This is a genomic window from Nocardia coffeae (genome assembly GCF_019890715.1).
In the GTDB taxonomy this organism is placed as follows: Bacteria; Actinomycetota; Actinomycetes; order Mycobacteriales; family Mycobacteriaceae; genus Nocardia; species Nocardia jiangxiensis.
Genome location: NZ_JAINZY010000001.1, coordinates 999,642 through 1,021,079, shown reverse-complemented (window position 1 = coordinate 1,021,079; position 21,438 = coordinate 999,642). Strand labels below are relative to the sequence as shown.

The 21,438-nt window shown below is 66.8% G+C and carries 22 protein-coding genes; 18 read left to right on the top strand and 4 right to left on the bottom strand.

Going from position 1 to position 21,438, the window contains the following annotated elements; translation table 11 throughout:
* Positions 1 to 2: 2 nt before the first annotated feature.
* Together K7711_RS04450 and K7711_RS04445 are read right to left on the bottom strand one after the other, a co-directional pair.
* Positions 3 to 2,117, bottom strand: coding sequence for an oxidoreductase (locus K7711_RS04450; RefSeq protein ID WP_308014458.1), 2,115 nt, complete (start codon positions 2,115 to 2,117; stop codon positions 3 to 5).
* Between the two features lie 161 nt (positions 2,118 to 2,278).
* Positions 2,279 to 2,866 (bottom strand): hypothetical protein, encoded by a 588-nt coding sequence (locus K7711_RS04445; protein WP_235746553.1) that lies wholly within the window; start codon positions 2,864 to 2,866, stop codon positions 2,279 to 2,281.
* 162 nt (positions 2,867 to 3,028) lie between these two features.
* Here K7711_RS04445 and K7711_RS04440 point away from each other — a divergent pair, with 162 nt between their 5' ends.
* Positions 3,029 to 3,601 (top strand): TetR/AcrR family transcriptional regulator, encoded by a 573-nt coding sequence (locus K7711_RS04440; RefSeq protein ID WP_222965071.1) that lies wholly within the window; start codon positions 3,029 to 3,031, stop codon positions 3,599 to 3,601.
* Between the two features lie 188 nt (positions 3,602 to 3,789).
* Here K7711_RS04440 and dapA read toward each other — a convergent pair whose 3' ends face one another.
* A complete protein-coding gene (dapA, locus tag K7711_RS04435) occupies positions 3,790 to 4,680 on the bottom strand; it encodes a 4-hydroxy-tetrahydrodipicolinate synthase (protein ID WP_222965069.1) in 891 nt (296 codons plus the stop codon).
* Between the two features lie 183 nt (positions 4,681 to 4,863).
* Between dapA and K7711_RS04430 the strand changes: the two genes are divergently transcribed.
* From K7711_RS04430 to K7711_RS04415, 4 genes are all read left to right on the top strand, one after another.
* A complete protein-coding gene (locus tag K7711_RS04430; protein ID WP_222965067.1) occupies positions 4,864 to 5,808 on the top strand; it encodes a DUF3048 domain-containing protein in 945 nt (314 codons plus the stop codon).
* An 89-nt stretch (positions 5,809 to 5,897) separates the two neighbouring features.
* Positions 5,898 to 6,182, top strand: a complete 285-nt coding sequence (locus K7711_RS04425; protein ID WP_067668192.1) for a type II toxin-antitoxin system Phd/YefM family antitoxin — start codon at positions 5,898 to 5,900, stop codon at positions 6,180 to 6,182.
* Positions 6,179 to 6,439: a Txe/YoeB family addiction module toxin gene (locus K7711_RS04420; RefSeq protein WP_040828280.1), complete on the top strand. Its 261-nt coding sequence runs from the start codon at positions 6,179 to 6,181 to the stop codon at positions 6,437 to 6,439. The genes K7711_RS04425 and K7711_RS04420 overlap by 4 nt, the downstream gene beginning before the upstream one ends.
* Before the next feature lie 315 nt (positions 6,440 to 6,754).
* A complete protein-coding gene (locus K7711_RS04415) occupies positions 6,755 to 7,066 on the top strand; it encodes a hypothetical protein (RefSeq protein ID WP_222965065.1) in 312 nt (103 codons plus the stop codon).
* A 240-nt stretch (positions 7,067 to 7,306) separates the two neighbouring features.
* On the opposite strand, the gene K7711_RS04410 is transcribed toward K7711_RS04415, so the two are convergent.
* Entirely contained in the window at positions 7,307 to 8,377 is a 1,071-nt protein-coding gene (locus K7711_RS04410; RefSeq protein ID WP_222965063.1) for an LppU/SCO3897 family protein, read from the bottom strand.
* A 1,170-nt stretch (positions 8,378 to 9,547) separates the two neighbouring features.
* Between K7711_RS04410 and K7711_RS04405 the strand changes: the two genes are divergently transcribed.
* The 13 genes from K7711_RS04405 (at position 9,548) to K7711_RS04345 (ending at position 21,300) form a co-directional block, all read left to right on the top strand.
* Complete coding sequence (locus K7711_RS04405; protein WP_222965061.1) at positions 9,548 to 10,756, top strand: hypothetical protein; 1,209 nt, start codon at positions 9,548 to 9,550, stop codon at positions 10,754 to 10,756.
* Positions 10,753 to 11,976, top strand: a complete 1,224-nt coding sequence (locus K7711_RS04400) for an MFS transporter (RefSeq protein ID WP_222965059.1) — start codon at positions 10,753 to 10,755, stop codon at positions 11,974 to 11,976. Before K7711_RS04405 ends, K7711_RS04400 begins: the two co-directional genes overlap by 4 nt.
* Positions 11,960 to 12,637 (top strand): hypothetical protein, encoded by a 678-nt coding sequence (locus K7711_RS04395; protein ID WP_222965057.1) that lies wholly within the window; start codon positions 11,960 to 11,962, stop codon positions 12,635 to 12,637. Before K7711_RS04400 ends, K7711_RS04395 begins: the two co-directional genes overlap by 17 nt.
* Entirely contained in the window at positions 12,634 to 13,911 is a 1,278-nt protein-coding gene (locus K7711_RS04390; RefSeq protein WP_222965055.1) for a DUF2087 domain-containing protein, read from the top strand. Before K7711_RS04395 ends, K7711_RS04390 begins: the two co-directional genes overlap by 4 nt.
* Positions 13,908 to 14,717, top strand: coding sequence for an SDR family oxidoreductase (locus K7711_RS04385; protein WP_222965053.1), 810 nt, complete (start codon positions 13,908 to 13,910; stop codon positions 14,715 to 14,717). The genes K7711_RS04390 and K7711_RS04385 overlap by 4 nt, the downstream gene beginning before the upstream one ends.
* Before the next feature lie 129 nt (positions 14,718 to 14,846).
* Positions 14,847 to 15,347 (top strand): pyridoxamine 5'-phosphate oxidase family protein, encoded by a 501-nt coding sequence (locus K7711_RS04380; RefSeq protein WP_222965051.1) that lies wholly within the window; start codon positions 14,847 to 14,849, stop codon positions 15,345 to 15,347.
* Positions 15,348 to 15,375: 28 nt separating this feature from the next.
* On the top strand, positions 15,376 to 15,783 hold the full coding sequence (locus K7711_RS04375) for a YciI family protein (RefSeq protein ID WP_222965049.1): 408 nt from the start codon (positions 15,376 to 15,378) through the stop codon (positions 15,781 to 15,783).
* Positions 15,780 to 16,925 carry an RNA polymerase sigma factor gene (locus tag K7711_RS04370; protein ID WP_222965047.1) on the top strand — a complete coding sequence of 382 codons (1,146 nt, stop codon included), beginning with the start codon at positions 15,780 to 15,782 and terminating at the stop codon, positions 16,923 to 16,925. The genes K7711_RS04375 and K7711_RS04370 overlap by 4 nt, the downstream gene beginning before the upstream one ends.
* 195 nt (positions 16,926 to 17,120) lie before the next feature.
* Positions 17,121 to 18,053 carry a DUF4129 domain-containing protein gene (locus K7711_RS04365; protein ID WP_308014457.1) on the top strand — a complete coding sequence of 311 codons (933 nt, stop codon included), beginning with the start codon at positions 17,121 to 17,123 and terminating at the stop codon, positions 18,051 to 18,053.
* A gap of 34 nt (positions 18,054 to 18,087) precedes the next feature.
* Positions 18,088 to 18,609: a hypothetical protein gene (locus K7711_RS04360; protein WP_235746552.1), complete on the top strand. Its 522-nt coding sequence runs from the start codon at positions 18,088 to 18,090 to the stop codon at positions 18,607 to 18,609.
* 32 nt (positions 18,610 to 18,641) lie between these two features.
* The gene (locus tag K7711_RS04355; protein WP_222965045.1) at positions 18,642 to 19,604 is read left to right on the top strand and encodes an AAA family ATPase; all 963 of its coding nucleotides are present in this window, start codon (positions 18,642 to 18,644) and stop codon (positions 19,602 to 19,604) included.
* The gene (locus tag K7711_RS04350) at positions 19,601 to 20,875 is read left to right on the top strand and encodes a DUF58 domain-containing protein (protein WP_222965044.1); all 1,275 of its coding nucleotides are present in this window, start codon (positions 19,601 to 19,603) and stop codon (positions 20,873 to 20,875) included. Before K7711_RS04355 ends, K7711_RS04350 begins: the two co-directional genes overlap by 4 nt.
* The gene (locus K7711_RS04345; RefSeq protein WP_222965042.1) at positions 20,872 to 21,300 is read left to right on the top strand and encodes a hypothetical protein; all 429 of its coding nucleotides are present in this window, start codon (positions 20,872 to 20,874) and stop codon (positions 21,298 to 21,300) included. Before K7711_RS04350 ends, K7711_RS04345 begins: the two co-directional genes overlap by 4 nt.
* Positions 21,301 to 21,438: the final 138 nt, after the last annotated feature.

Sequence of the window (21,438 nt, the reverse complement as noted above, 5' to 3'; positions counted from 1 at the left end):
GTTCACAGCTCGGCGGCGACTTTCCACGCGGAGTGAATTGCTCCCTGGATGTAGTCGACCTCGGCGGCGTCTCCGATGACGTGTACCTCGGGCACCGCGCCTTCGAGGGCTTCGGCGAGTGGAGCCTGGGCGGAGACCTTCGAGGCGACGACGACCATGTCCGCCGGGGCGGTCATCGTCTTGTCGGCAACGCGAAACTCGACATGCTGCTCGGTGATTCGCTCCACTACTGCATGCCGGTGGATCGTTACGCCGTGTTCGGTCGCGTGGCGGACCGCTGTCCAGCGGCGGGGCATCGCCATGGGGACGCCGAGTTGCTGTCCCTCCTCGAGCAATGTGACGTTGCGGCCACGTTCGGCGAGAAATTCCGAGAGTTCCAGTCCCACAAGCGAACCACCGATCACCACGACGTTCTTGCCCATCGGCAGGAACTTTCGGGTCACGGCGCGGATGGCGCCCGGACTTCGGGTGATGCCGGACAGTTTGCCGAGTTTCGCGATCGTACGGAGCAGCGGCGGCACCTGTGAGACGTCGCCGGACCCGGTCATCAAGGCACGCAGGGTGTCTCCGGTATGGACGTGCGGCAGATCGCCGCCGGGAACGTCCGGGCGTCCACGCACCGCGCCGGTGGCCACCACCACCACGTCCGGCTTCAGGGCTGCGATCGAGGCCGCGGTGGCCTCGGTGTTCAAGCGGATATCGATGTCCAATCGCTCGACCTGGACCTTCAGCCAGTTCAGCAGACGCTGATTATCCGGCGTGGTGAGACTGGAGAACCAGAGGGTGCCGCCGAGTCGATCTGTCTTGTCCAGCAAGGTGATTCGATGTCCGCGCTCGGCGGCGAGGCGGGCCGCCTCCAGGCCGCCGGGGCCCGCTCCGACGATGACGACATGTTTCCGAGTCGAGGCGGGCGACAGCGGCAGCAGTTTCTCATTGCCCAAGGCGGGATTCACCGCGCAGATCGGGGTGTCGTCCCAGAAGTTCTCCTGAACGCACACATAGCAATTGATGCAGGGCCGGACGTCCTCCGGGGTCCCGGCCGCGAGCTTGTTCACCAGCTCGGGATCGGCGAGCAGTTGTCGTCCCATCGCGGCGAAATCGGCTCTCCCCTCGGCGATCGCCTTCTCGCCGACTTCCGGGAGTACCCGGCCGACGGTGATCACCGGAACGGACACCGCCTTCTTCACCTCGGCTGCCAACTCCGTGTACGCGCCGACGCGATCGGGCAGCGGACCATCGGTGAAGTTGGAGAACGGATTTCGTCCCCATCCGGTGACGTGGATTGCGTCGGCGCCGGCCGCCTCGAACAGTGCGGACGCCTGTGCGGCTTCCTCTGTGGTCAACGCGTCGTCCTCGCCGAATTCCCGTCCGGCGATGCGAACCAGAATCGCCAGCGAGTCACCGACTTCCACCTTGACCGCCCGGATAACCTCGACCGCCAATCGTGCCCGATTCGCCAGCGCCCCACCGTATCCGTCGGTGCGTTTGTTGTCCGCCCGGCTCAGGAATCCGCCGAGTATGTAGCCGTGCGCGCAGTGAATCTCGACCGCATCGCCACCGGCGGCCCGCACCCGCCCGGCCGCCTCCGCGAAACACCGCACCACCCAATCGATATCTTCCTGAGTGGCCTCGCGATAGGTGGCCTGCTTACCGCCGGTCACCGCCGCCATCTTCTGCAATTCACCAGAAGTGTTGTCCCCCAACGCGGAAAGGTCGGCCGACCCGGTCGGTATCGACGGCACCAACAGCGGTCGTCCGGCGACGGTATCGATCCGGGCGATCTTCCCGTGATGCGTCATCTGCACGCACAACTTGCTCCCCGCCGAATGTACGGCATCGGCAAGCGCCCGGAGTCCGGGAATGAACCGATCCTCGGACAGCCCAGGCTCTTTCGTGCTCGCGCACCCGACCGGATAGGCCACGGCGCAGCACCCGGTGATGATCAGCCCCGTCCCACCGGCCGCGCGAGCAACGAAATGCTCGATATCCTCCTGCTCGATCTCTCCGTCCTCGCACAGATTCATATCCATCGCGGGCAGGACAACCCGATTGGGCACCGTGACAGGCCCGATGGTTCCGGGGGCGAGCAGGTGCGGAAAAGTCGCTTTACGGGTCACAAATCAACGCTAGATCTCACCGTCGTATGTCACCGCACCATTCCCGATCACCGAGACTCCACCGCGCGACACGCCGCGATGAACTGCGAAACGCATCCGCTCGCCCATAGCGGCCGAGGCGAACAGCCGGGTCGGGCGAGCGGAATGTCAGGCTGCGAATATCACTTGGCCTTCGCTGCTACGCGATGCAGTCGAATCGCGGAGATCAGGAAGAAAACACCGCCCAGGACCGCATATCCGGCGACGGAGGTGAGCGCGGCTTTCGGCCCGCCCGCCATCGCGATGAAACTGCTACCGGCAAGAACGGAAATCCCACCGCTGAGAATCATCGCCCACTGACCACCGAGCCGGTAGCGCAGGATCGCGACCGCCAACTGAACGATGCCGGCCGTGATCGCCCAAATACCCCACACCCGCAACACATTCGGGATACCGGAGCTGACCGCGACGGCCAGCCCTATGGTGGCCAGCAGACTCAGACCCATGTTGATGTAGAGCGGCGTCTTGGCGCGTGTGCTGCCCGAGGAGCGGAAGTCGACCACGGCCGCGGCAACGTCGAACAGCGGGTAGATCACCAGTAGCGCAATGGTTCCCGGGCTGATCGTCTTGGCGACCGTCATCATCAGGACCGCCCAGACGATGGCGAATCCGAATCGGACGTAGTACAGATTCCGCAGCGTCCGGGTGTCGCGGGCGGCCTCGGTCACGGTCTCGATGTCGCGGGCGTCGGTGGCGAATGGGCTGGACATCAGGTCCCTCTCGATCGGTGAAGCGCTGGATGATCCCGACGTCCCGTAGAGAGAAAGAACGATCGGTACACCTGAGCTTGCGGCAGCCGCTCACGAATGTCAAGACCGATCGTTCTTTCTGTTAGCCTGAGGTCGACACTTCGAGGGAACGGATGGGAACGAATGTCGGAAGCACGGTCTCGACTGCTCGACACGGCGACCGGCCTCTTCTACGCCGAGGGCCTGCACGCCGTGGGCGTCGAACGCGTCGTCAGCGAGGCGAAAGTGACCCGCGCGACGCTCTACCGCCACTTCCCCGGCAAGAACGACCTCCTGGTCGCCTACCTGAAACAAGCCGACGAGGCAGTCCGCGCCCAGGTCGACGCCGCCCGCACCCCGACCTCGACCCCCGACGACATCATCCGAGCCGTCGCCCGATCCATCGCCGACGACATCCAGCGAGAAGGCTTCCGAGGCTGCGCATTCCTCAACGCCGCCGCCGAATTCCCCGACCCGACCCACCCCGTCCATCAAGCCGTCCTGGACCACCGCCAATGGTTCCTGAACACAATGACCGAACTCTTCACCGCCACAGGCAAACCCGATGCGGACCCCGCCGCCCAGCACTTCGTCATGCTGCGGGACGGGGCGATGGCGGCGGGGTGCCTGACGGACCCGAAACCTATCTGCGAGACGTTCTTGCGGGGGGTCGAGGGGTTGTTGGGGTACCGCAGCCGCCAGGGAGCGGACGGCTAGCGCCGCTTCGCGCTGTTGCCACCGGACGAGCTCGGTGGCGACCTCGCGGCGAGATGCCCTGGGCGCGGAGTGATCCGGCGCCCGAGAAGCCTTGATCATCCGTGGCCGACGAAAGTTCGGTCGGCCGGATCGCCCACATCTTGTTCTCTCACGAGTGGGGCGCCGCCAGCCGCGCGGGTCGGGCCTGTCTACAACAGACCGGATTCCTCGAGTCCGGCACGCAGTCGTTGCTGATGCTCCGGCGGGCCCTGCCGGTATGGCATACGCAGCGCATCGGAGGAGATGACGCCGAGCATTTTCATCGCGGCTTTGGACTGGATGGCGCCCTGCGAGACGTGCATGATCGCATCGACGGCGGGGATGAGACGCCGGTGGATCTCGCGTGCCCGGGACAGGTCGCCGCGGTCGACGGCGGCGATCATCTCCGCGTAGCGATCGCCCGCGACGTGACCGACCACCGACACGACGCCGGTCGCGCCTTGAGCGAGGTGTGGCAGGTTGACGACGTCGTCGCCGGAATACCAGAGCAGGTCGGTCTGCGACATGAGCCGGCTGGCCTCGAAGAAATCACCCTTGGCATCCTTGACGGCGCGCACGGCGGGAATGTCGGCCGCGCGGCGAATGGTATCGGTGCTCAGCGCCGTCCCGGTCCGGCCCGGGATGTCGTACAGCATGACGGGCACACCGCCGCCGGCCTCGGCGACCAGACGGAAGTGTTCGAGGATGCAGTCCTGCGGCGGCTTGTTGTAGTACGGCGTGACAACGAGCAGAGTGTCGGCCCCGCAGGCGACCATCTCGCGCGCCGCACGAGTGGAATGCTCGGTGTCGTTGGTGCCGCAGCCGGCCATCACCTCGACACGGTCGCCCACGGCCTCGACGACCGCCCGCACGCAGGCGTAGTCCTCCTCGTCGGTGGTGGTGGCGGACTCACCCGTGGTCCCGTTGACCAGCAATCCGTCATGGCCGTGGTCGGCGAGATATACGGCGAGGTTCTGCAGGCCGTCGTAGTCGATCGAGCCGTCGGCGTGCATCGGGGTCACCATCGCTGTGATGACTCGACCGAAGGGGGTGTCCACCATGATCGTGAGATTACATCCGGCGAGCACCTCACCGCCCGTGCGGAAGGCCCGTGCCCATGCGAAGGGCGTCGTCGGAGTGGTTCCGCGGGCGGCTCGCCGGGGGCACGAGCCTCACCCGGCAACCGGCTCGACCGCTCCTGCCGTGGTCGAGTGCGGCGTAAAATCACGCCAGAGGGTTGCCCTATGCAACAGCGACGGTGGATGTGGATTGCCGCGTTCCTGACGGCACTGGGGATGTGCGCTGTAATCGCGTACATCAGCGGCACCCGACCCGAGCGCGCTCCGTCCGACCCGGGCACATCTTCCCGGGCAGGGGCGCCCGTGCTGGTCGCGAAGATAGACAACAGTCCGCAGGCACGGCCACCGGTAGGGCTCGGAGCCGCCGATGTGGTCTACGTCGAGCCGGTCGAGGGTGGTTCGAGCCGGTTGGCCGCCGTGTTCTCGACCCGCAAACCCCCGGTGATCGGACCTATCCGAAGTGCGCGGGAAACGGATCTGACGCTGTTGGACCAGTTCGGCAACCCGACGTTGGCATCCTCTGGTGCCGCACCTGAGCTGGTCGCATCCGTCGATTCCGCCTCGCTCCAGAACGCCTCGGCCGATCGGCAATCCGCGGCGTACTACCGCGACTACAGTCGCGCCGCGCCGCACAACCTGTTCGTCCGCTCTGACCAGTTGCCCGAAGGCGGTGGCTGGCCGGCGGCTTCGCAACTGCACTTCGGTCCTATGCCTGCCGGTGGCCGACCCACGCAACATGAGGAAGCGCGGTATCAGGCCGCGGTGATCGGTTTCGACTGGTCACCCAGCAGCCACCGGTGGCTGGTGTCCATGGACGGTGCCGCCTACACCACTGCCGATACCGGACAGCTCATGGCAAGTACGGTCGTGCTGCAGAGTGTGCAGGTGCGCGATTCGACGGTCCGCGACGTCGCGGGCAGCGTCTCACCCGTGGCCCAGACGACCGGCAGCGGTCGGGCACTCGTACTTCGCGACGGTCAAGCGTTCCCGGCCGTGTGGTCCCGGCCCTCCCCACAGGCAGGCACAACCTATACAACCGCCACCGGTACAGTCATCTCCTTCGCGCCGGGGCAGGTTTGGACAGTTCTGATTCCAGAGCAGCTCTGGTGACCCCTGTCCTCGCGGTGGGATCGGTGATGACGCCGTTGATCCCCAGACGCCCGCTCACTTCTGTACACGAAACCTGTACATTGATTCGTATGAGGCAGATCTCCTACACCGAGGCTCGTGCGACCCTGGCGAAAGTGCTCGAGTCCGCTACCGACGACCTCGATGAGGTTGTCGTCACCCGCGCGGGTCATGAACCGGCGGTTGTCGTTTCGCTGCGCGAATACGAGGCGCTGAAAGAGACCGCACATCTACTCGGAACTCCCGCCAATGCCAGACATCTGCAACGCGGGCTGGAAGAATTCGCGGCCGGTGGATTCGTCCCCGGTGAACGTCTGGACGTACCAGACCACGACGATTCGTCGGGAGTGGCGTGAAGCTCCAGTTCTCGAGCGAGGCGTGGAACGACTACACCTGGACGGTCGCGAACGATAGGGCGGCGGCGCGCAAGATCAACCGCCTCTTCGATGACATTGCCGCCCATGGCCAAGCCGATGGCATCGGAAAGCCGGAGCCGCTGATACACAATCTGGCCGGCTGGTGGTCGCGGCGGATAACCCAGGAACATCGCTTGGTGTACCAGGTCGAGGACGAGGTAATCCGCGTCCTGTCGTGCCGCCACCACTACGAGTAGGACTCACAGCGGCAGTTCTGGTCGGACTTCGGCGTCGATAGTGACGACCAGCTTCGGAACTACTTGTATCAACCGGTCGGCCACATCCTGTGCCTGCTCGGCGAATGCTCGGTATTCCGCTGAGAGAGAACCAGATTCGATCCGAATGTGTCCTGGGCCTGATGTGTCCAGCATCGATCAGAACCATCCATGCGGCGTCTTTGCGCGCACAGTAACTATGACGGCAATTCCGGTGGGTTTGCATCACCTGGTGAGTTTGCGTCTCGGTGAATGGCATCTTGGGCGCTTCATTAGGCCAGCGACCAATCCGCGGCAGTGGACCGCTACGAGTGGGCAGCGGCCCAGTCCGGCGACGAATTGGCCGTTCTGGGAGGCGATTACCAGCGCGCTGGGGAGATGATCTCCGCAGCCGACTGGAACACGGCCGAGCGGTTCATGGAAGCAAGCCGCAGCCGAATCGAAAGTGAGATCGGTAAGGACGATCCGAAGACGCTATCGATGTGGGGCAGACTGCATTTGAAGTCGGGCTTGGCTGCGGCTGTAGTCGGTCGACGAGACGTTGCCGACGCACACCTGGCCGAAGCTTTCGAGACCGCGCAGCGCCTGGGCGAGGGTCGCGACGACTAGCGGCGTCGAGCTGACGGAATCGGCGACTCGAGTTCGGCGCATTCATCGGGGCCATGACCTCGGGAAGGGACAACGACGACCGGTTCGAGCGTGACTGTTGTCGCAGCACGACCGGCAGCGGCCGAAACGTTAGCTGCCGTCGTGAACGGATGCAGCTCGCAACACCCGCATCGAAGTCATCGGTGACGCAGTCGGCCCCGGCAGACCCTGTGCGCTCACAGGGCAACCGGGGCCGATCGGTCAGTGCACCGTGCTCAGGCAGACGACCATTTCCTCAGGCTTGGAGTAGGTGAGGTATTTGGTGGCGGAGTTGCTGCAGCCGCTGTCGCTGGTGGTGTTGTTCAGGACGTTGGTGACCTTGTAGTTGGCCTCGGAGCTGTCGCAGGCGACCTTTGTGGTGTTGTCGAACTGCTTGTTGAGGCAGTCACCGTCTTTGACGTTCAGTTGCAGGCAGAGGTTGTAGCCGCCGGAGCCGGTCTGCCAGACGCTGGCGTAGTTGCCCTCGGGGCAGGTGGAGCTGCTCTTGTCCTGGCGTTCGGCCACCTTGTAGTTGGCGTCCATGCTGCTGCAGTCGGTGATGTCGACCTTGGGGTCGTTGGTGGTGCCCCCGACCTTGACGCACTGGCCGACCTGGGCCTTCTCCGCGTCGGGCTTGTTGATCTGGTGGCAACCCCAGCTGGCGAGGTAGATCAGGCCGACCACGACCACGAGTCCGACCAGGGAGCCGAGTCCGGATCTGAGCCGGCGGCCCACACCTGCCGCGCCCGCGCCGAGTCCGGAGGCCGCATTGCTGCCCCAGGACGGCTGCCCGCCCGGAGTCAGCATCGGGCCCTGTGGATAAGCATTCGGGTCGTAGCCCGGCTGCCCGGGGGCCGACTGTCCCTGTGGATAACTCGGCTGCCCCTGGCCGAAGCCCTGCTGTCCCGGCTGTGGATAACTCGGCTGACCAGGTGTCTGCTGCAGGTGAGCGGTCGGATCCGCTGCGGGCTGTCCCTGCTGCGGGTACCCGCTCGGATCGGCCTGCTGTGGATAACCGGGCTGCTGTCCCCAGCCCTGCGGCATCTGCGCGGTCGGGTCGGCTTGGGGATATCCCGTCTGCCCCGGAACTGGCTGGCCCGCTTGTGGATAACCAACGGGCTGTCCCTGCTGGGGATATCCCGTCTGCCCCGGCACGGGCTGTCCCTGCTGCGGATATCCGAACTGCCCTTGCGGATATCCGGGCTGTGACTGGGGATTGCCGGTCCCGTCCTGCGGGTTTCCGGACTGTCCCGACGGGTTGTTCGACGGTCCCGGCGGGGGTTGCGGTTGCATTCGTGATGTCCTTACGGTTTCTCGTCCACCAGGGGTGCGAGATTCCCGCGGCCCGGCACCCTCGCGTGCCACCGCCACACCCCGTCGGCCGCTGAGAACCGCCGAGCGGACACGAATCCACAAGCGACAACCGCCGCCTGCGCAGTGTTCCCCCGATGTTCCTCGACACGACCGCCGAAACGTTACCGTCGCACCACAGCGGTTGCCAGCGAGAAAGAGTCCGCGCAGCGCTGCCCTGCCCTGTCGACCATGATCGGCTGCGGTCGTCGACCGCTGGTCGTCGGCGGGGAGCAGCAGTCGGGGCGACGTCCTGCATGCCCTCGCCGAACCCGGTGCCCGAATCGGTCACACTGCCCACCCAGGGGAACTCTCCGTGTTTGCGCCGATTCGCGACGGAGGCGATGTCATCTGGACTCGGCGGCGATGAAACGCATTGATGAGCGATGGCCGAGGCGCACACGGTTCGGTGGGCGAGGCCGGACCCATCGTGTACTGCCGAATGGATTCGGATTGCTCGCGGAGTTCGGCAACCATCTCGGGTACCGGCCATCGATATGTCATCGATGCGGATCAGACGGCCCAGGTGCAACCAGTGTTTCATTCGCGAATGTCGCCGGCTGCTCAGTCGGAGTGAAGTTCGCTCGGTGCGGGCCGACTGCAACCTGCCCTGAGATCACGTGTGTGACCCGACGGGGCAGTGAATTTCGTTTCGGCCGTTGGGGTTCGGGCGCGCAGAGAACCCGGCGCCACGTTGTCCGGACCGAACAGGGGCATTCGGTTGAGAGCTGGTTCGTGGGGTGCGGTGCGGGGGTGTGGAACTGCTGGTGGTGGGGGTGGGGTGGCCGGACCGGATGAGATCGGTGGGGTGGGGGTGGTCCGGGGTGGGTGGTTGTGTGGTTCCGGAGGTGGTGGTGGCTGTGCTCGACTGGGGGCGCTCCCGGCGAGAATCGAAGTATCGCGTTGTGGGGGGCGTGAATTGGAGGTTTGTCATGAGTGAGAACGAGACCGGTGTGAACGAGATCGACGGGTTCGAGACCTTCGAGGCCGAGTTCACCAAGATCGGCTCCAAGGTTGCCGGGCCGGTCGAACTCTGAGGTCGGACAGCTCTCGTGAACGGTCACGTCGCGCTGCGGCGTGACCGTTTCGGCCCTGCGCTGAAAGGAGATTCGGATGTCCGGCGCCGTCGCCATTCCGAACAGCTTTTTCGAAGATATCTGGGACCGGCGAGCCGCGGTCGTCCCTCGGGCGCAGTTGTCCGTCGAATTCCCGGATGAGGCAAAAGTTTTCGACGCCATCAAGGTCATCGGTCGCCGGACCCTCGAGCAGGTGGAGGGGCGAGGGCGCAAGGATTCGGTGGCCAATATGGTCAGCGCGCTCGACAACAAACCGTCGAACCCGCAGCCGGAGCCTCATCTCGTTCCGCGGGAATCCGATCGCCGGTTGACCGACTATCTGGAGCGGTGTGCGTCATTCGCATCCGGAAGATCCTGGGCCACTGCGTTTTTCGGACTGCACAAGGTTTCGCCCGAACTGTGGGATTTCGCCAAAGATTTCGTCGACGACGTGGTCGCGGCCGCCGGGCGCAGGCCCGCGGGGCGCGTCGACTTCGACTGCTTCGTCGGCCGTTACGAGAAGACACACGTGGGCGCGCACATCGACGACGCGCACAGCTTCGGGTTCAACCTTCGGGGCGGCAAGCAGTTGCTCACCTGGCCGGAAGCCTTCGATGCCACCATGCGCACGCCGACCACCGACTACGAGCAGTACCGGTCGGAATCAACTGTGCTGGAATGCGATCCGGACGTCGTGACCTACTTTCCGGCCCGCGAGATCCACGTGGCCGAGTCGACGGCGGGCGTATCGGTCAATTCGAATGTCGCCCTGTTCGAGGACGTCAATCACCACGACCGGCTGTGGTTGCAGACCCGGCGTGAGATCGAGGCGATCCTGTCGCGAAACCCGTCGGGCAAGGGCCTGAACTCCGCTGAGGTCTACACCTGGCTGGACGGCGTATCGCAGGCGGCGGCCGCGGAGAGCCTGGAATTGAAGCTGCTGTCCGCCGCACTGTGCTGGACGACGTCGGGGCAGTTGGGTTGTGCCCGCCCCGAAGCCCCGGCCGCGCCGGCCGGTTCGCAGCCGCACAAACGGCGCGAGGTGGTCGTCGCCGCGACCAGGTCCGGTGCGACCGTGTTGATCTCGGGCAACGGCCGGGCCGCGGTCCTGGACACCGATCCCGCCCTGTCCGCGTTCCTGGAAGGCTACGGCGAGACCGCGGTCGGTGACCGGTTGCCCGCAACGCTCACTGCTAAAGTTGACCGGTCGCCCGCGGTGGCGTCACTGTTCCAGGCACTGTGGACGTGGGGGGTTGTCACAGCATGACGGTGGTGGCCGCGCCGACTCTGTTCGGTCGGCAGCTCGCGGCGGGGTGGGCCGTTGTCGCCGGTGTCCTGGCGACGACGTTCACCGACGAGGTGATCCAGGTGAACCTCGCCCTGCAGTACGGATCGGTTTCGGTCGCGCACATGGCGACGATTCTGATCGCGGGCATGCTGGGATCGGTGTCGACGGCGTTCTATTCGCTGCGGCTCTACAGCCTGCTGCCCACCGGACTGGTGATCCTGCTCGGCAACGTCGTCGGTGCGGCCGTCCTCGCGTGCTATGTGGTGCTGCCCGGTTTCTGGCAGGCGGTCGCGGTGTCGACGGTCGCGGGTATCGCCATGACCCTGACCGGCAGTGGACTCGCGCCGTACATGAGTGCGGCGTTCCCCGGTGTGGCCACCTCGACGGTGAGCAGCATCGTCGAAACCGCCCGTAACACAGGCGTTCTGGTCGGTCCGGCGGCTGCCGGATTCGCGGCGGGCCTGCTCGGCGGCCGCGCCGTGGCCTCGATCGCCGCGGTCGCGATGGTGGCGGGCAGCCTGGTCGTGGCCACCGCCGTCGTGGTCGTCGGACGTCGAGTAATCGAGCCGGTTACTGTGCCCGGCAGGCGATTTCGGCCAGAAGACGTCCGGGAATTCTTCGGACTGGTCGGCGCCTGGCCGTTCTTCGTCGCGGTGCTGGCCGGTGTCGCCGCGCTGGTGACGTTGAACGCGGTGCTGGTTTCCTTCGCGCAGCAGGACGTTCATCTGACCACGGGCGAGTTCGGTTGCGCGATAACGTGTCTGAGCGTCGGCCTGGTGGTCGGGCCGGGGCTTGCCCGGATCGCGTTCAAACGTGATCACAGCCGGGTCGGGGTCGGCGGCTGGACCGCGACGATGGCCCTGTCGATCCTGCTGCTGGTACTCACCGCCGAGGTGTGGACGGTGCTGGCACTGTTGTTCGTGATGGGCGTGTGCAACGGCGTCCGCAACGCCGAACTGCGCACCGTGATCTTCGACGCGATCCCGCGCGACAGTATGAGCAGGCTGTTTCCGGTGTACTCCGCGCTACTGCAGGCCGCGGCGCTGACGGGATTCGTGGTGACGCTCGCGGCCTCGTCGCTGCTGTCGCGTGCGGCGATCATCATCGTGGGCAGTCTGCTCGCGCTGGCCACCGGAATCGTCATCGTCGTATCCGGAAATGACAAGAGAACTGGGGGAATTCGTGAAAGCAGCGCTTGACGCGCGTCAGGCGACGGTGTGCCGTGGTACCGGGGCACCGTTGTGGGCGGTCGCGGACTATGCCGCGCGGACCGAACCGGCCGCGCCGGTCAGGATCGCCACGGCGAGTTTCCACGATCTGCCGGATACCGCCTTCGTCCGCGACGTTCCCTTGCTCGCGACGATCGGCATGCACAGGGATGCGACCGGATTCGACTGCGCCACAAGTATTCTCGGATCCGGACCGGCTCGGACGTCGATGGTCGTGAATCGGGCCGCCCGATCGTTCTTCGAATGTTCGGCGCATACCCTCGGCCTGCTGCGCCACGGCACCGATCCGGCGGCGTTCTCGCGCGCCCTCGCCGACGACGGGGTGTATTCGGCGCAGCCCGGCCTGCTGGTCGGCTTGGCCAGGCACGGCCTGATCGAGGTGGACGCACCCTTGACCGGCACCGTCGGAAGCGACCTCATGGTGGAGCCGACCGCCGAGCTGATCCGCCGGGACGGTGTCGATTTCGCGGTGAACCTGTTGTCCGGGCGCACCATCGGAATGCGCCCCAGGCTCGCCGAACTCGTCGGCGCGCTGCGCGAAACCGGCGAGCCGATTCCGGACCCATTCCACGAAACCACGGGTGTCCGGGCGCTGCTCCGGGCGGGCGTACTGCGGAGGCTGACGCGATGACACTGGACGACCGGCCTGCGGAACTGTTCGCCGACGGGATGGGAACGGAGAACTCCGGACCGCTGGTCGCGGCGCTGATCACCATGATCCGGCCCCGTCGGATCATCGAAATCGGTTCGGGTGACTCGACATTGGCGATCGCCGCGGGTGTCGAGCGAGCGGTGGCCGAACACGCTCGCGACGGTGCGGTGCTCGATTCGGGTACGCCGTCGCAACGCCGGACCGTGCTCGCCCCGGGACACGCTCGCGGCGAATACCGGCCCCGGTTCTGGAGTTTCGACGACGGCACCGGTGAAGGGTCCACCCAGCAGTTGGTCGAGCGGTACTTCCGCGGTCACGGTGAGCGGTTCGACTTCGTGGAGTTGGTGAACGCCAACTTCTTCGATGTGCCCGCCGCGGTTCTGGACGAGACGGGGCCCTTCGATTTCGCCTGGGTCGACGCCGGTTCGTTGATCGACGACGCGCGGTTCCTGCACATTCTGTGGCCGCGGATCGCCGCGGGCGGCATCCTGGCCCTGCACGATCCGTACTGGCCGTCGATGGTGGAACACGCCGACGACACCCAATCGCTGGAGTCGGTCCCGAGCCCGTTGTGGCAGGCGATCATGCACAGCCATCCCGACGATGTCGAGGTGTTCACCCTGCCGGAGCTGCACAAATATCGGCAGACGGGGGTGGGTTTGATCCGCAAGCGGTTGCCGCTGGAGGCGCCCCGCGAGTCGGAGTTCACGGCGGAGATGGTCGCGATGACCGGTGCGCCGGTGCGGTTCGCGAGCCTCGGTTTCCACGATCCCGATCGGTTGACCGACACCGCCGTGGACACCCTGCGCACCATGGCGGACCCGGCCAACCGGGCCGTGCTGTTCGCGGTGGGGTCCGGCGTCGACTCGGTGGCGGAGTTGGCTCGCACGCTCCGGATGTCGGCTCGCGATGTCACCGGATGCCTGACCCGCCTGTTCGCGCTCGGGCTGCTCGCCAAGCGGGACGAGCGGATCGTGGTCGACGACGAGCACTGGACGCGGTTCCTGCGCCTGACCAAGAAGACGCCGCGCGCGCCGCGCCCCAAATTCTTCACCGCCGACCGCCCCGCATTCCTGCGCGTTATCGCCGATCAGCTCAGCTCGGACCGGTGGGCGCCGGAACCGCACGTCAACGAGCTGTGCTCGGTGTTCGACGACGACTTCGCCACGCTGCGCAGGGAATTGGTGGACAAGCAGTATCTCGAGCGCGACGACGCCACCGCCACCTACCGGCGTCGCACCGACTCGCAGTGAGGGTCGCGGTCACCGGCGCCACCGGCAATGTCGGGTCGGAGCTGGTTCGGCAGCTGTGCGCCGAGGGGATCGCGGTGCGCGCGGTGTCCCGGCGACCCCGCCACAGCACGCACCCGCTACTCGAATGGGCGATCGGCGATCTGGCCGCCCCCGAGACGATCGCCTCCTCGTTCGCCGGGTGCGATGCGGTATTTCTGCTGGCCACGGGATATGAGGGGCGGCTGCTGGCAGCCGCCGAGCGAGCGGGTGCGCGACGTGTCGTGCTGGTGTCGACGCTCGCCGCGGTCAGTCGCCCGGAGTCGGTGATCGGCAGCGATCATCGCCGGGCCGAAACAGCGGTGAGGGCATCAGCCCTGGAATGGACGATCCTGCGGCCGGGACATTTCGCCTCGAACGCGGCGGAATGGGCGCCGCAGATCGCGGCCGAACGACGCGTGAGCGGCCGGAATCCGGATGTGGCGCTGCCGGTGATCGCGCCGTCGGATATCGCGGCGGTCGCCACCCGCGCGCTCGCCGACGGTGGCCTGCGCGACCGCAGCCCGCATCTGACCGGCCCGAACGCCATCAGTGAGCGGGAGCGGGTCGCCGTGCTCGCGCGACTGCTCGGACACGAGATCGCCTATCGCCGAACCGATCTCACAGCGCTCCCGGCGCATGCGCGGGAAATCGCGGATATCCGGGACGACCCGAGGCCGCTCGAGCAGGCGGTCACGACCACGGTGCGCGAGATCACCGGCCGGGATCCGGTCTCGTTCGAGCAGTGGGCTCGGGCGAACCTCGACGTATTCGGGGGCGTCGTGCGGTAGCGACGCCTCGGGAACATCGCCGGAAAAAAATTTGTCGCGGGATGTCGAGAACGGGCGAGCGGCTCCGTCCCAGGGGTGCGAGCAGCCGAGAACGGTTCGCTCGAGGACCTGACGACAGGAGCGACAGCGATGCACCAGCACGAGATCACCGATATCCTCGACCGACCGATCAGCCGGGAGTTGCTGGCCCGCGATCTGCTCCGCCTGGCGTACGTCGCCAAGGACGGCACGCCGCGCAACATTCCGATCGCGTTTACCTGGAACGGCTCGCAGATCGTGCTGTGCACCACGAAGAACGCGCCGAAACTGCCCTCGCTGCGGCACAATCCACAGGTCGCGCTGACGATCGACACCGAGGTGCATCCGCCCAAGATCCTGCTGATTCGCGGGCGGGCCGAGCTGGATGTCGTCGACGGCATTCCGGAGGAGTATCTGCAGATGAACGGGAGTTACCAGATGACGCCCGAGCAGCGTGTCGAGTGGGAGGCCGAGGTGCGGTCGCTGTACGACGGGATGGTCCGGATCGTCGTCACTCCGACCTGGGTGAAGCTGATCGACTTCGAGAACACCCTGCCCAGTGCGGTCGAGGAACTGATCGCGCAGCGGGCCGAACGCCAGCACGCGTGCTGACCGCCACCCGGACGAACACGAGGAGTTGATGATGAAGTACCTGATGCTCAAGCACTATCGGGGTGCGCCCGCCTCGGTCAACAACGTGCCGATGGACCAGTGGACACCCGCGGAGATCACCGCGCACGTGCAGTACATGGAGGATTTCGCGGCGAAGTTGGTGGGCACCGGCGAGTACGTCGACCATCAGGCGCTCTCGCCGCAGGGGACGTTCGTGCGTTCGGACGGCGAGGGTCGCGCGCCGCTCACCGACGGTCCGTTCGCGGAGACCAAGGACCTGATCGCCGGATGGATGATCATCGACGTCGAGACCTATGAGCGTGCGCTCGAGCTGGCCGCCGAGTTGTCCGAGGCGCCGGGTGCGGGTGGGCGGCCGATCCGGGAATGGCTGGAGCTGCGGCCGTTCCTGTCCGCGACGTGCACGATGACCGAGTGAACGAGTCGCTGCTGCGCGAACTCGTGCCCGCGGTGATCGGTGTCCTCGTCCGGCGCGGAGCGGATTTCGCGTCGGCCGAGGATGCCGTGCAGGAGGCGCTGATTCGGGCGTTGGAGAGCTGGGCGGACGAGCCGCCGCGCGATGCGAAGGGCTGGCTCGTCGCGGTCGCCTGGCGCAAGTTCCTCGATGCTGCTCGGGCCGAAAACTCCAGGCGGGGAAGGGAACTCGCGGTGGAGGTCGAGCCGCCGAGCGGGCCGGTGGCGGGGGTGGACGACTCGCTGTGGCTGTATTTCCTGTGCGCGCACCCGTCGCTGTCGCCGAGTTCCGCGGTCGCGTTGACGTTGCGTGCCGTCGGCGGTCTGACGACGCGGCAGATCGCGACGGCGTATCTGGTGCCCGAATCGACCATGGCGCAACGGATCAGCCGGGCCAAGCGACGTATCGCGGGGCTGCCGCTGGATCGGCCGGGCGATCCGGCCACGGTGTTGCGGGTGCTCTACCTGGTATTCAACGAGGGCTACAGCGGGGATATCGACCTCGCGGCCGAGGCGATCCGCCTGACCCGTCAGCTCGCCGCTGCGACCGATGAGCCCGAGGTCGCGGGACTGCTGGCCCTGATGCTGCTGCACCATGCCCGCCGCGCGTCGCGCACCGGTCCGGGCGGGCGGCTGATCCCACTCGCCGAACAGGATCGATCCCGTTGGGACACAAGGCTCATCGCGGAGGGAGTGATGATTCTGCAGGCGGCGCTGGCTCGCGATCGGCTGGGCGAATATCAGGCGCAGGCCGCGATCGCCGCGCTGCACGCGGACGCCCCGAGCACCGCCGAGACGGACTGGGTGCAGATCGTCGAGTGGTACGACGAACTGCTGCAGCTCACCGGCAGCCCGGTCGTGCGGCTCAATCGCGCGGTCGCGGTCGGCGAGGCCGACGGACCGCAGGCCGGGCTGGCGGAGTTGCGCGAAGTGGATCCCGGCATTCCGCGATACGACGCGGTCCACGCCTACCTCCTCGAACGCGCCGGTGATCTTGCGCGGGCCGCCGAGTTGTACGTGGCAGCCGCCGACACGGCCCCGAGTGTGGCCGAGCGTGCCCACCTCACCCGCGAGGCCGCTCGGGTGCGGGAGATATTGCGTCCGTGATCGGTGAGACCGGAATATGTCGAGTATCCGACACCGGCCATTGTGCTATTTCACAAACTTTTCTGATCCCGCCCCAATCGCGGTGGCTGTACGCAGTCGAAATGCGGTTGCTCTGGCGATTTCGCCTCTGACGGACCATTCGGCATGTAACGATGTGCCTGCTTGTGGCAGTGCTGAGGTATTGGAGAACAGCCCGTGGTCGGGGTGGGTACGGCGATTCCGCGTGCGATCGGGTTGATCGCACTGCTGGCGCTCGTCGTCATCGCGTTGCGCGGATATCTGCCGGGTGGCGCCGGGCCGCATATCGGGTCGCCGCCGTCGGTGATCGCCGTGGCGTTGATGCCGGTGCTGTCGCTGGTGTCGGTGGTGATTCTGCTGGCGGGTGTGATCACCAGTCAGCATCGACTGCCGCTGGCGCTGCCCGACGCGCATCCGGATCGGGTGCGGCGGCCGGTGCGCAAGCGTCAGCTGGGGTTGTTCCTGCTGGTCACGCTGGCTGTGGTCGCGGTGTTCGGTGCGTTGAGCTGGGCGATCTATCAGCTCAGCGTGGTGCATCCGGCGTCGTCGTCGCAGAGTCCGGGCGCGCAACCCTCTCCCGCGCCGCCGTCCACCACCCCGCCGTCGTCGGGGCCGGAGGTCCAATCGCCGCTGAGTCCCGACGCCATGATCGTCATCGGGGTCTCGGCGGGCGCGCTGATCTTGACGGCGATCGTGGGATTGATCGTGGTCGGGGTCGGTACTCGTCGCCGCGTGCACCAACCGGCGGCCGAGCCCGAGCCCGCACCGGCCGAGCAGGCGGTGTCGCTCGCGCAGGTCGCCGAGATGGGCCTGGCCGCGATGATCGCCTCCGGCAAGGATCCGCGAGCGGCCATCATCGCCTGCTACGTCGCCATGGAAAGCGGTCTCGCGCGCGCCCGCGAGGTGGCTCCGCTGATCTCCGACACCCCCTCGGAGGTGCTGGCCCGCGCCTTCGACCGCGGCGTCCTGCGCGACGCTTCGGCCCGTGAGCTGGTCATTCTCTTCGAGGAGGCGCGATTCAGCCCGCATTCGATGCTGGAGTGGCAACGTATGAGAGCAGAACAGCTGCTGCGCATCGTGCTGGGCGATCTGCAGAGGGCCGAATCGTGAACGATGCACAGCCCACGATCGGCGAGGTGGGCCCATGACCGGGATGTCCGAATGGGGACGCGGGGCGGTCGTGGGCGGGTCGATCGCGTTGATCCTGCTGATCGAGGCGGTCGGCTACGACAATCAACGTGCACTGCTACCGGTACTGACGGGGGTACTGGTGTTGTGCGCGGTGGTCATGCTGGTGCGGTCGCTGGCCGAGCGGACGAAGTCCGACGGTCCGGCCGATCCGGCGGACAGTGATATCGAGAACGGGCCGGCGGAGATGTTGTTCCGCTGGCGGGCCCGCGCGGAGATGCTCGTCGACCGAGCCGACGGCAGCCGCGCGGACTGGGATCGGCATCTGCGGCCGTTGCTGGCCAAGGAGTTCGAATTGTCGAGCGGACATCGCATCGCCAAGGACCGGCGGGCCACCGAGGCCGCCGGCCGGCTGCAATTCGGGCCGGAATTGTGGCGCTGGGTGGATCCGGCCGATTCCCAACTGCGCGATGACAATTCGCGAGCACCGGGCCGCGCCGCGCTGGACGAGATCCTGCGTCGGCTTCAGGAAATGTGAAAACAGGGTTGGAAACACGTGCGAGTTCAGATATGACGAAACCTTTGGACGCGACTGTCAAACGCACCGACGCGGTGTTGCGCGAGGTGGGGCGGGTCGTGGTCGGCAAGCAGGACGAATTGCAGCTGATCATGATCGCGGTGCTGTCCGGCGGTCATGTCCTGATCGAGGATCTACCCGGGCTGGGCAAGACGCTGATTGCCCGATCCTTCGCCGCGGCACTGGGTTTGAACTTCACCCGCGTGCAGTTCACCCCCGATCTGCTACCGGCGGACCTGATCGGTTCCACCATCTACGACATGAACTCGGGGCGGTTCAACTTCCGCAAGGGCCCGGTCTTCGCCAATATGCTGCTGGCCGACGAGATCAACCGCACGCCGCCCAAGACCCAGGCCGCGCTGCTCGAGGCGATGGCCGAGGGCCAGGTCAGCATCGACGGCGAAACCTTCCCGCTGCCACAGCCTTTCGTCGTGCTGGCCACCGACAACCCGATCGAGTACGAGGGCACCTATCCGCTGCCCGAGGCCCAGTTGGATCGCTTCGCCCTGCAACTGCGTCTGGGATATCTGTCCGAGGAGGACGAGACGCATATGATCCGCCGCCGCCTCGAACGGGGGGCGGTGCCGGCGCAGGTCGGGCAGGTCGTCGATGCCGCCGGACTGCTGGAGATGCGGCATGCGGTCGAATTCGTCACCGTGCACCCGGACGTCGTCGGTTACGTGGTCTCGCTGGCCGCGGCGACCCGTAGTCATCCGCAGGTCGAGGTCGGCGCCAGTCCGCGCGCGGAACTGGATCTGGTGCAGATGGCCCGCGCCCGCGCGTTGTTGCAGGGCCGCGACTACGTCGTTCCGGAAGATGTGAAGGCCCTGGCCGTTCCGGCGATGGCGCACCGCATCACGTTGCGTCCGGAGATGTGGGTGCGGCGCATCCGCGGCGAGGACGTCATCTCCGAATTGCTTCGGCGCCTGCGGGTTCCGCGGGCCATGGGGACATGAGACACCGGGATTCGAGCTCGGCGACCGAGGTCGAACTACGCTGGCGGCCCGCTGCCCTGGTCTACATGCTCGCCGTGGCGGGCGGGATCGCGCTCGCGGCTGCGGTGGTCCTGGGCCGCTGGCAGCTGGTGGTGTTCGCCGCGCCCATGCTCGGCGTACTGGCCACCGCGCCGATTCAGTTGGCGCGCACCAAGATCCAGGTGGACGGCGGGGGCGTTCTGCGCTGCTTCGAAGGCGAGGAGGTGGTGCTGTCCGCGGCGGCCTTCGTCGAGGACGGGCATGCGCTGCTGCGCTGCAAGCCCGAACCGCTCGACGGTATGGAACTGCGCGTGGAGAAGTCGGTCGACTCGGGGACCGCGCCGGCCGGACTGCGGATGGCGTTGTCGGCCGCGCGCTGGGGCCGCTATCCGATGCGGATCCGCGTGACGGCGCTGAGTCCGGCGGGGCTGGCCACCGCGGCGGTGAGCCTGCCCGCCGGGCAGGTGTACGTGTACCCGATCGCCGATCCGCAGCCGATGCGCCTGCCGCGCACCGAATATCCCGAACGGATCGGCACCCATCTGACTCGCCGTCAGGGGCCCGGGGTCGAGTACGCCGACATTCGCGCGTATACGCCCGGCGATCCGCTGCGCACGGTGAACTGGTCGGTGAGCGCGCGGCGCGGCCGGCTGCACGTCACCGAGCGGCTGACCAACCGTGCCGCGGATGTCGTTGTACTGCTGGACAATTCGCTGCAGGCGCCAGGTCCTGCGGCGGAATCGCTGGAGTTGTCGGTGCGCGGGGCCGCGCAGGTGGCGCAGACCGCGCTGCAGGCGGGCGACCGCACCGCCGTGGTCTGCCTGGGGCAGTCGCCGCGCTGGCTGCGGGCCGATATCGGGCGACGGCAGTTCTACCGCATCGTCGACACCGTGCTCGACGTGGGCGATGAGCACGTATCCACCTCCGGCTCGCTGGTCCCGCACGCCGCGGTGCCGCTCGGCGCGATCGTGGTGGCGTTCTCCACGATGCTGGACACCGAATTCGCCCTGGCCCTGATCGATCTGCGCAAGCGCGGACATGTCGTGGTGGTCGTGGATGTGTTGCGCGGCACGCCGTTTCGCGAGGAACTGGATCCGACGATGGCGCGGATGTGGCAGTTGGAGCGGATGGCGATGTACCGGGATATGGGCACGGTCGGGGTGGACATCGTGTCCTGGGCCGAGGGCACCCGGCTGGATCAGGTGATGCGGTTGATCCCGGACCGCCGACGACTGGTGCGGGTGCGGAGATGACCAGATTCCTCGCGGTGCTGTCCGGTCTGCTGCTGACCACGGCGGTGGGAATCGTCATGCCCTGGTTCGCGATTCCGGCCGCGGTGCTGGTGGTCGCGGGGTGGTGGCTGCGGACCTGCGCGGTGGGTGCGGTGCTGGTCGCGCTCGGGGCGCTGGCCTGGGCCGATTCCGGTGCGCTCGCCGCGGCCGCGACGGGACTGGTCGCCACCACCTACCTGCTCAACACCGCCACGGTGTCCGCACCGGTCGGGGTGGTTCCGACGACGCTGCCGTCGGTGGCGGGCGCGGTGGGTTTCGCGGCCGTGGCGGTCCTGGCGACCGAGGTGCCCGCGCGGCTGGAATGGGTGCCGCTGGCCGCGCCGGTGTTGGTGGTGCTGGTGTTCGCACTGGTGATCAGGGGCGTTGCCGCACGGGCGGACGACTGAGTTCGGGCGCCCGCCCGTTGATCATTACCCTGCTCTGCCTGCGGTGATGCTGCGCACAATTATGCCTCGGCAACTACTACGGCTTGTAGTCTGCTTGCATGTGGATCATCCCTGTTGTCGCCGTCATCTGCGCCGTCG

Coding starts and splice junctions, on each gene's coding strand:
- K7711_RS04430 (WP_222965067.1), top strand. CDS start 4,864: ATGCAACAGCGACGGTGGATGTGGATTGCCGCGTTCCTGACGGCACTG.
- K7711_RS04350 (WP_222965044.1), top strand. CDS start 19,601: ATGAGACACCGGGATTCGAGCTCGGCGACCGAGGTCGAACTACGCTGG.
- K7711_RS04375 (WP_222965049.1), top strand. CDS start 15,376: ATGATGAAGTACCTGATGCTCAAGCACTATCGGGGTGCGCCCGCCTCG.
- dapA (WP_222965069.1), bottom strand. CDS start 4,680: ATGGTGGACACCCCCTTCGGTCGAGTCATCACAGCGATGGTGACCCCG.
- K7711_RS04445 (WP_235746553.1), bottom strand. CDS start 2,866: ATGTCCAGCCCATTCGCCACCGACGCCCGCGACATCGAGACCGTGACC.
- K7711_RS04440 (WP_222965071.1), top strand. CDS start 3,029: ATGTCGGAAGCACGGTCTCGACTGCTCGACACGGCGACCGGCCTCTTC.
- K7711_RS04390 (WP_222965055.1), top strand. CDS start 12,634: ATGACACTGGACGACCGGCCTGCGGAACTGTTCGCCGACGGGATGGGA.
- K7711_RS04410 (WP_222965063.1), bottom strand. CDS start 8,377: ATGCAACCGCAACCCCCGCCGGGACCGTCGAACAACCCGTCGGGACAG.
- K7711_RS04360 (WP_235746552.1), top strand. CDS start 18,088: ATGACCGGGATGTCCGAATGGGGACGCGGGGCGGTCGTGGGCGGGTCG.
- K7711_RS04345 (WP_222965042.1), top strand. CDS start 20,872: ATGACCAGATTCCTCGCGGTGCTGTCCGGTCTGCTGCTGACCACGGCG.
- K7711_RS04425 (WP_067668192.1), top strand. CDS start 5,898: ATGAGGCAGATCTCCTACACCGAGGCTCGTGCGACCCTGGCGAAAGTG.
- K7711_RS04355 (WP_222965045.1), top strand. CDS start 18,642: ATGACGAAACCTTTGGACGCGACTGTCAAACGCACCGACGCGGTGTTG.
- K7711_RS04405 (WP_222965061.1), top strand. CDS start 9,548: ATGTCCGGCGCCGTCGCCATTCCGAACAGCTTTTTCGAAGATATCTGG.
- K7711_RS04380 (WP_222965051.1), top strand. CDS start 14,847: ATGCACCAGCACGAGATCACCGATATCCTCGACCGACCGATCAGCCGG.
- K7711_RS04400 (WP_222965059.1), top strand. CDS start 10,753: ATGACGGTGGTGGCCGCGCCGACTCTGTTCGGTCGGCAGCTCGCGGCG.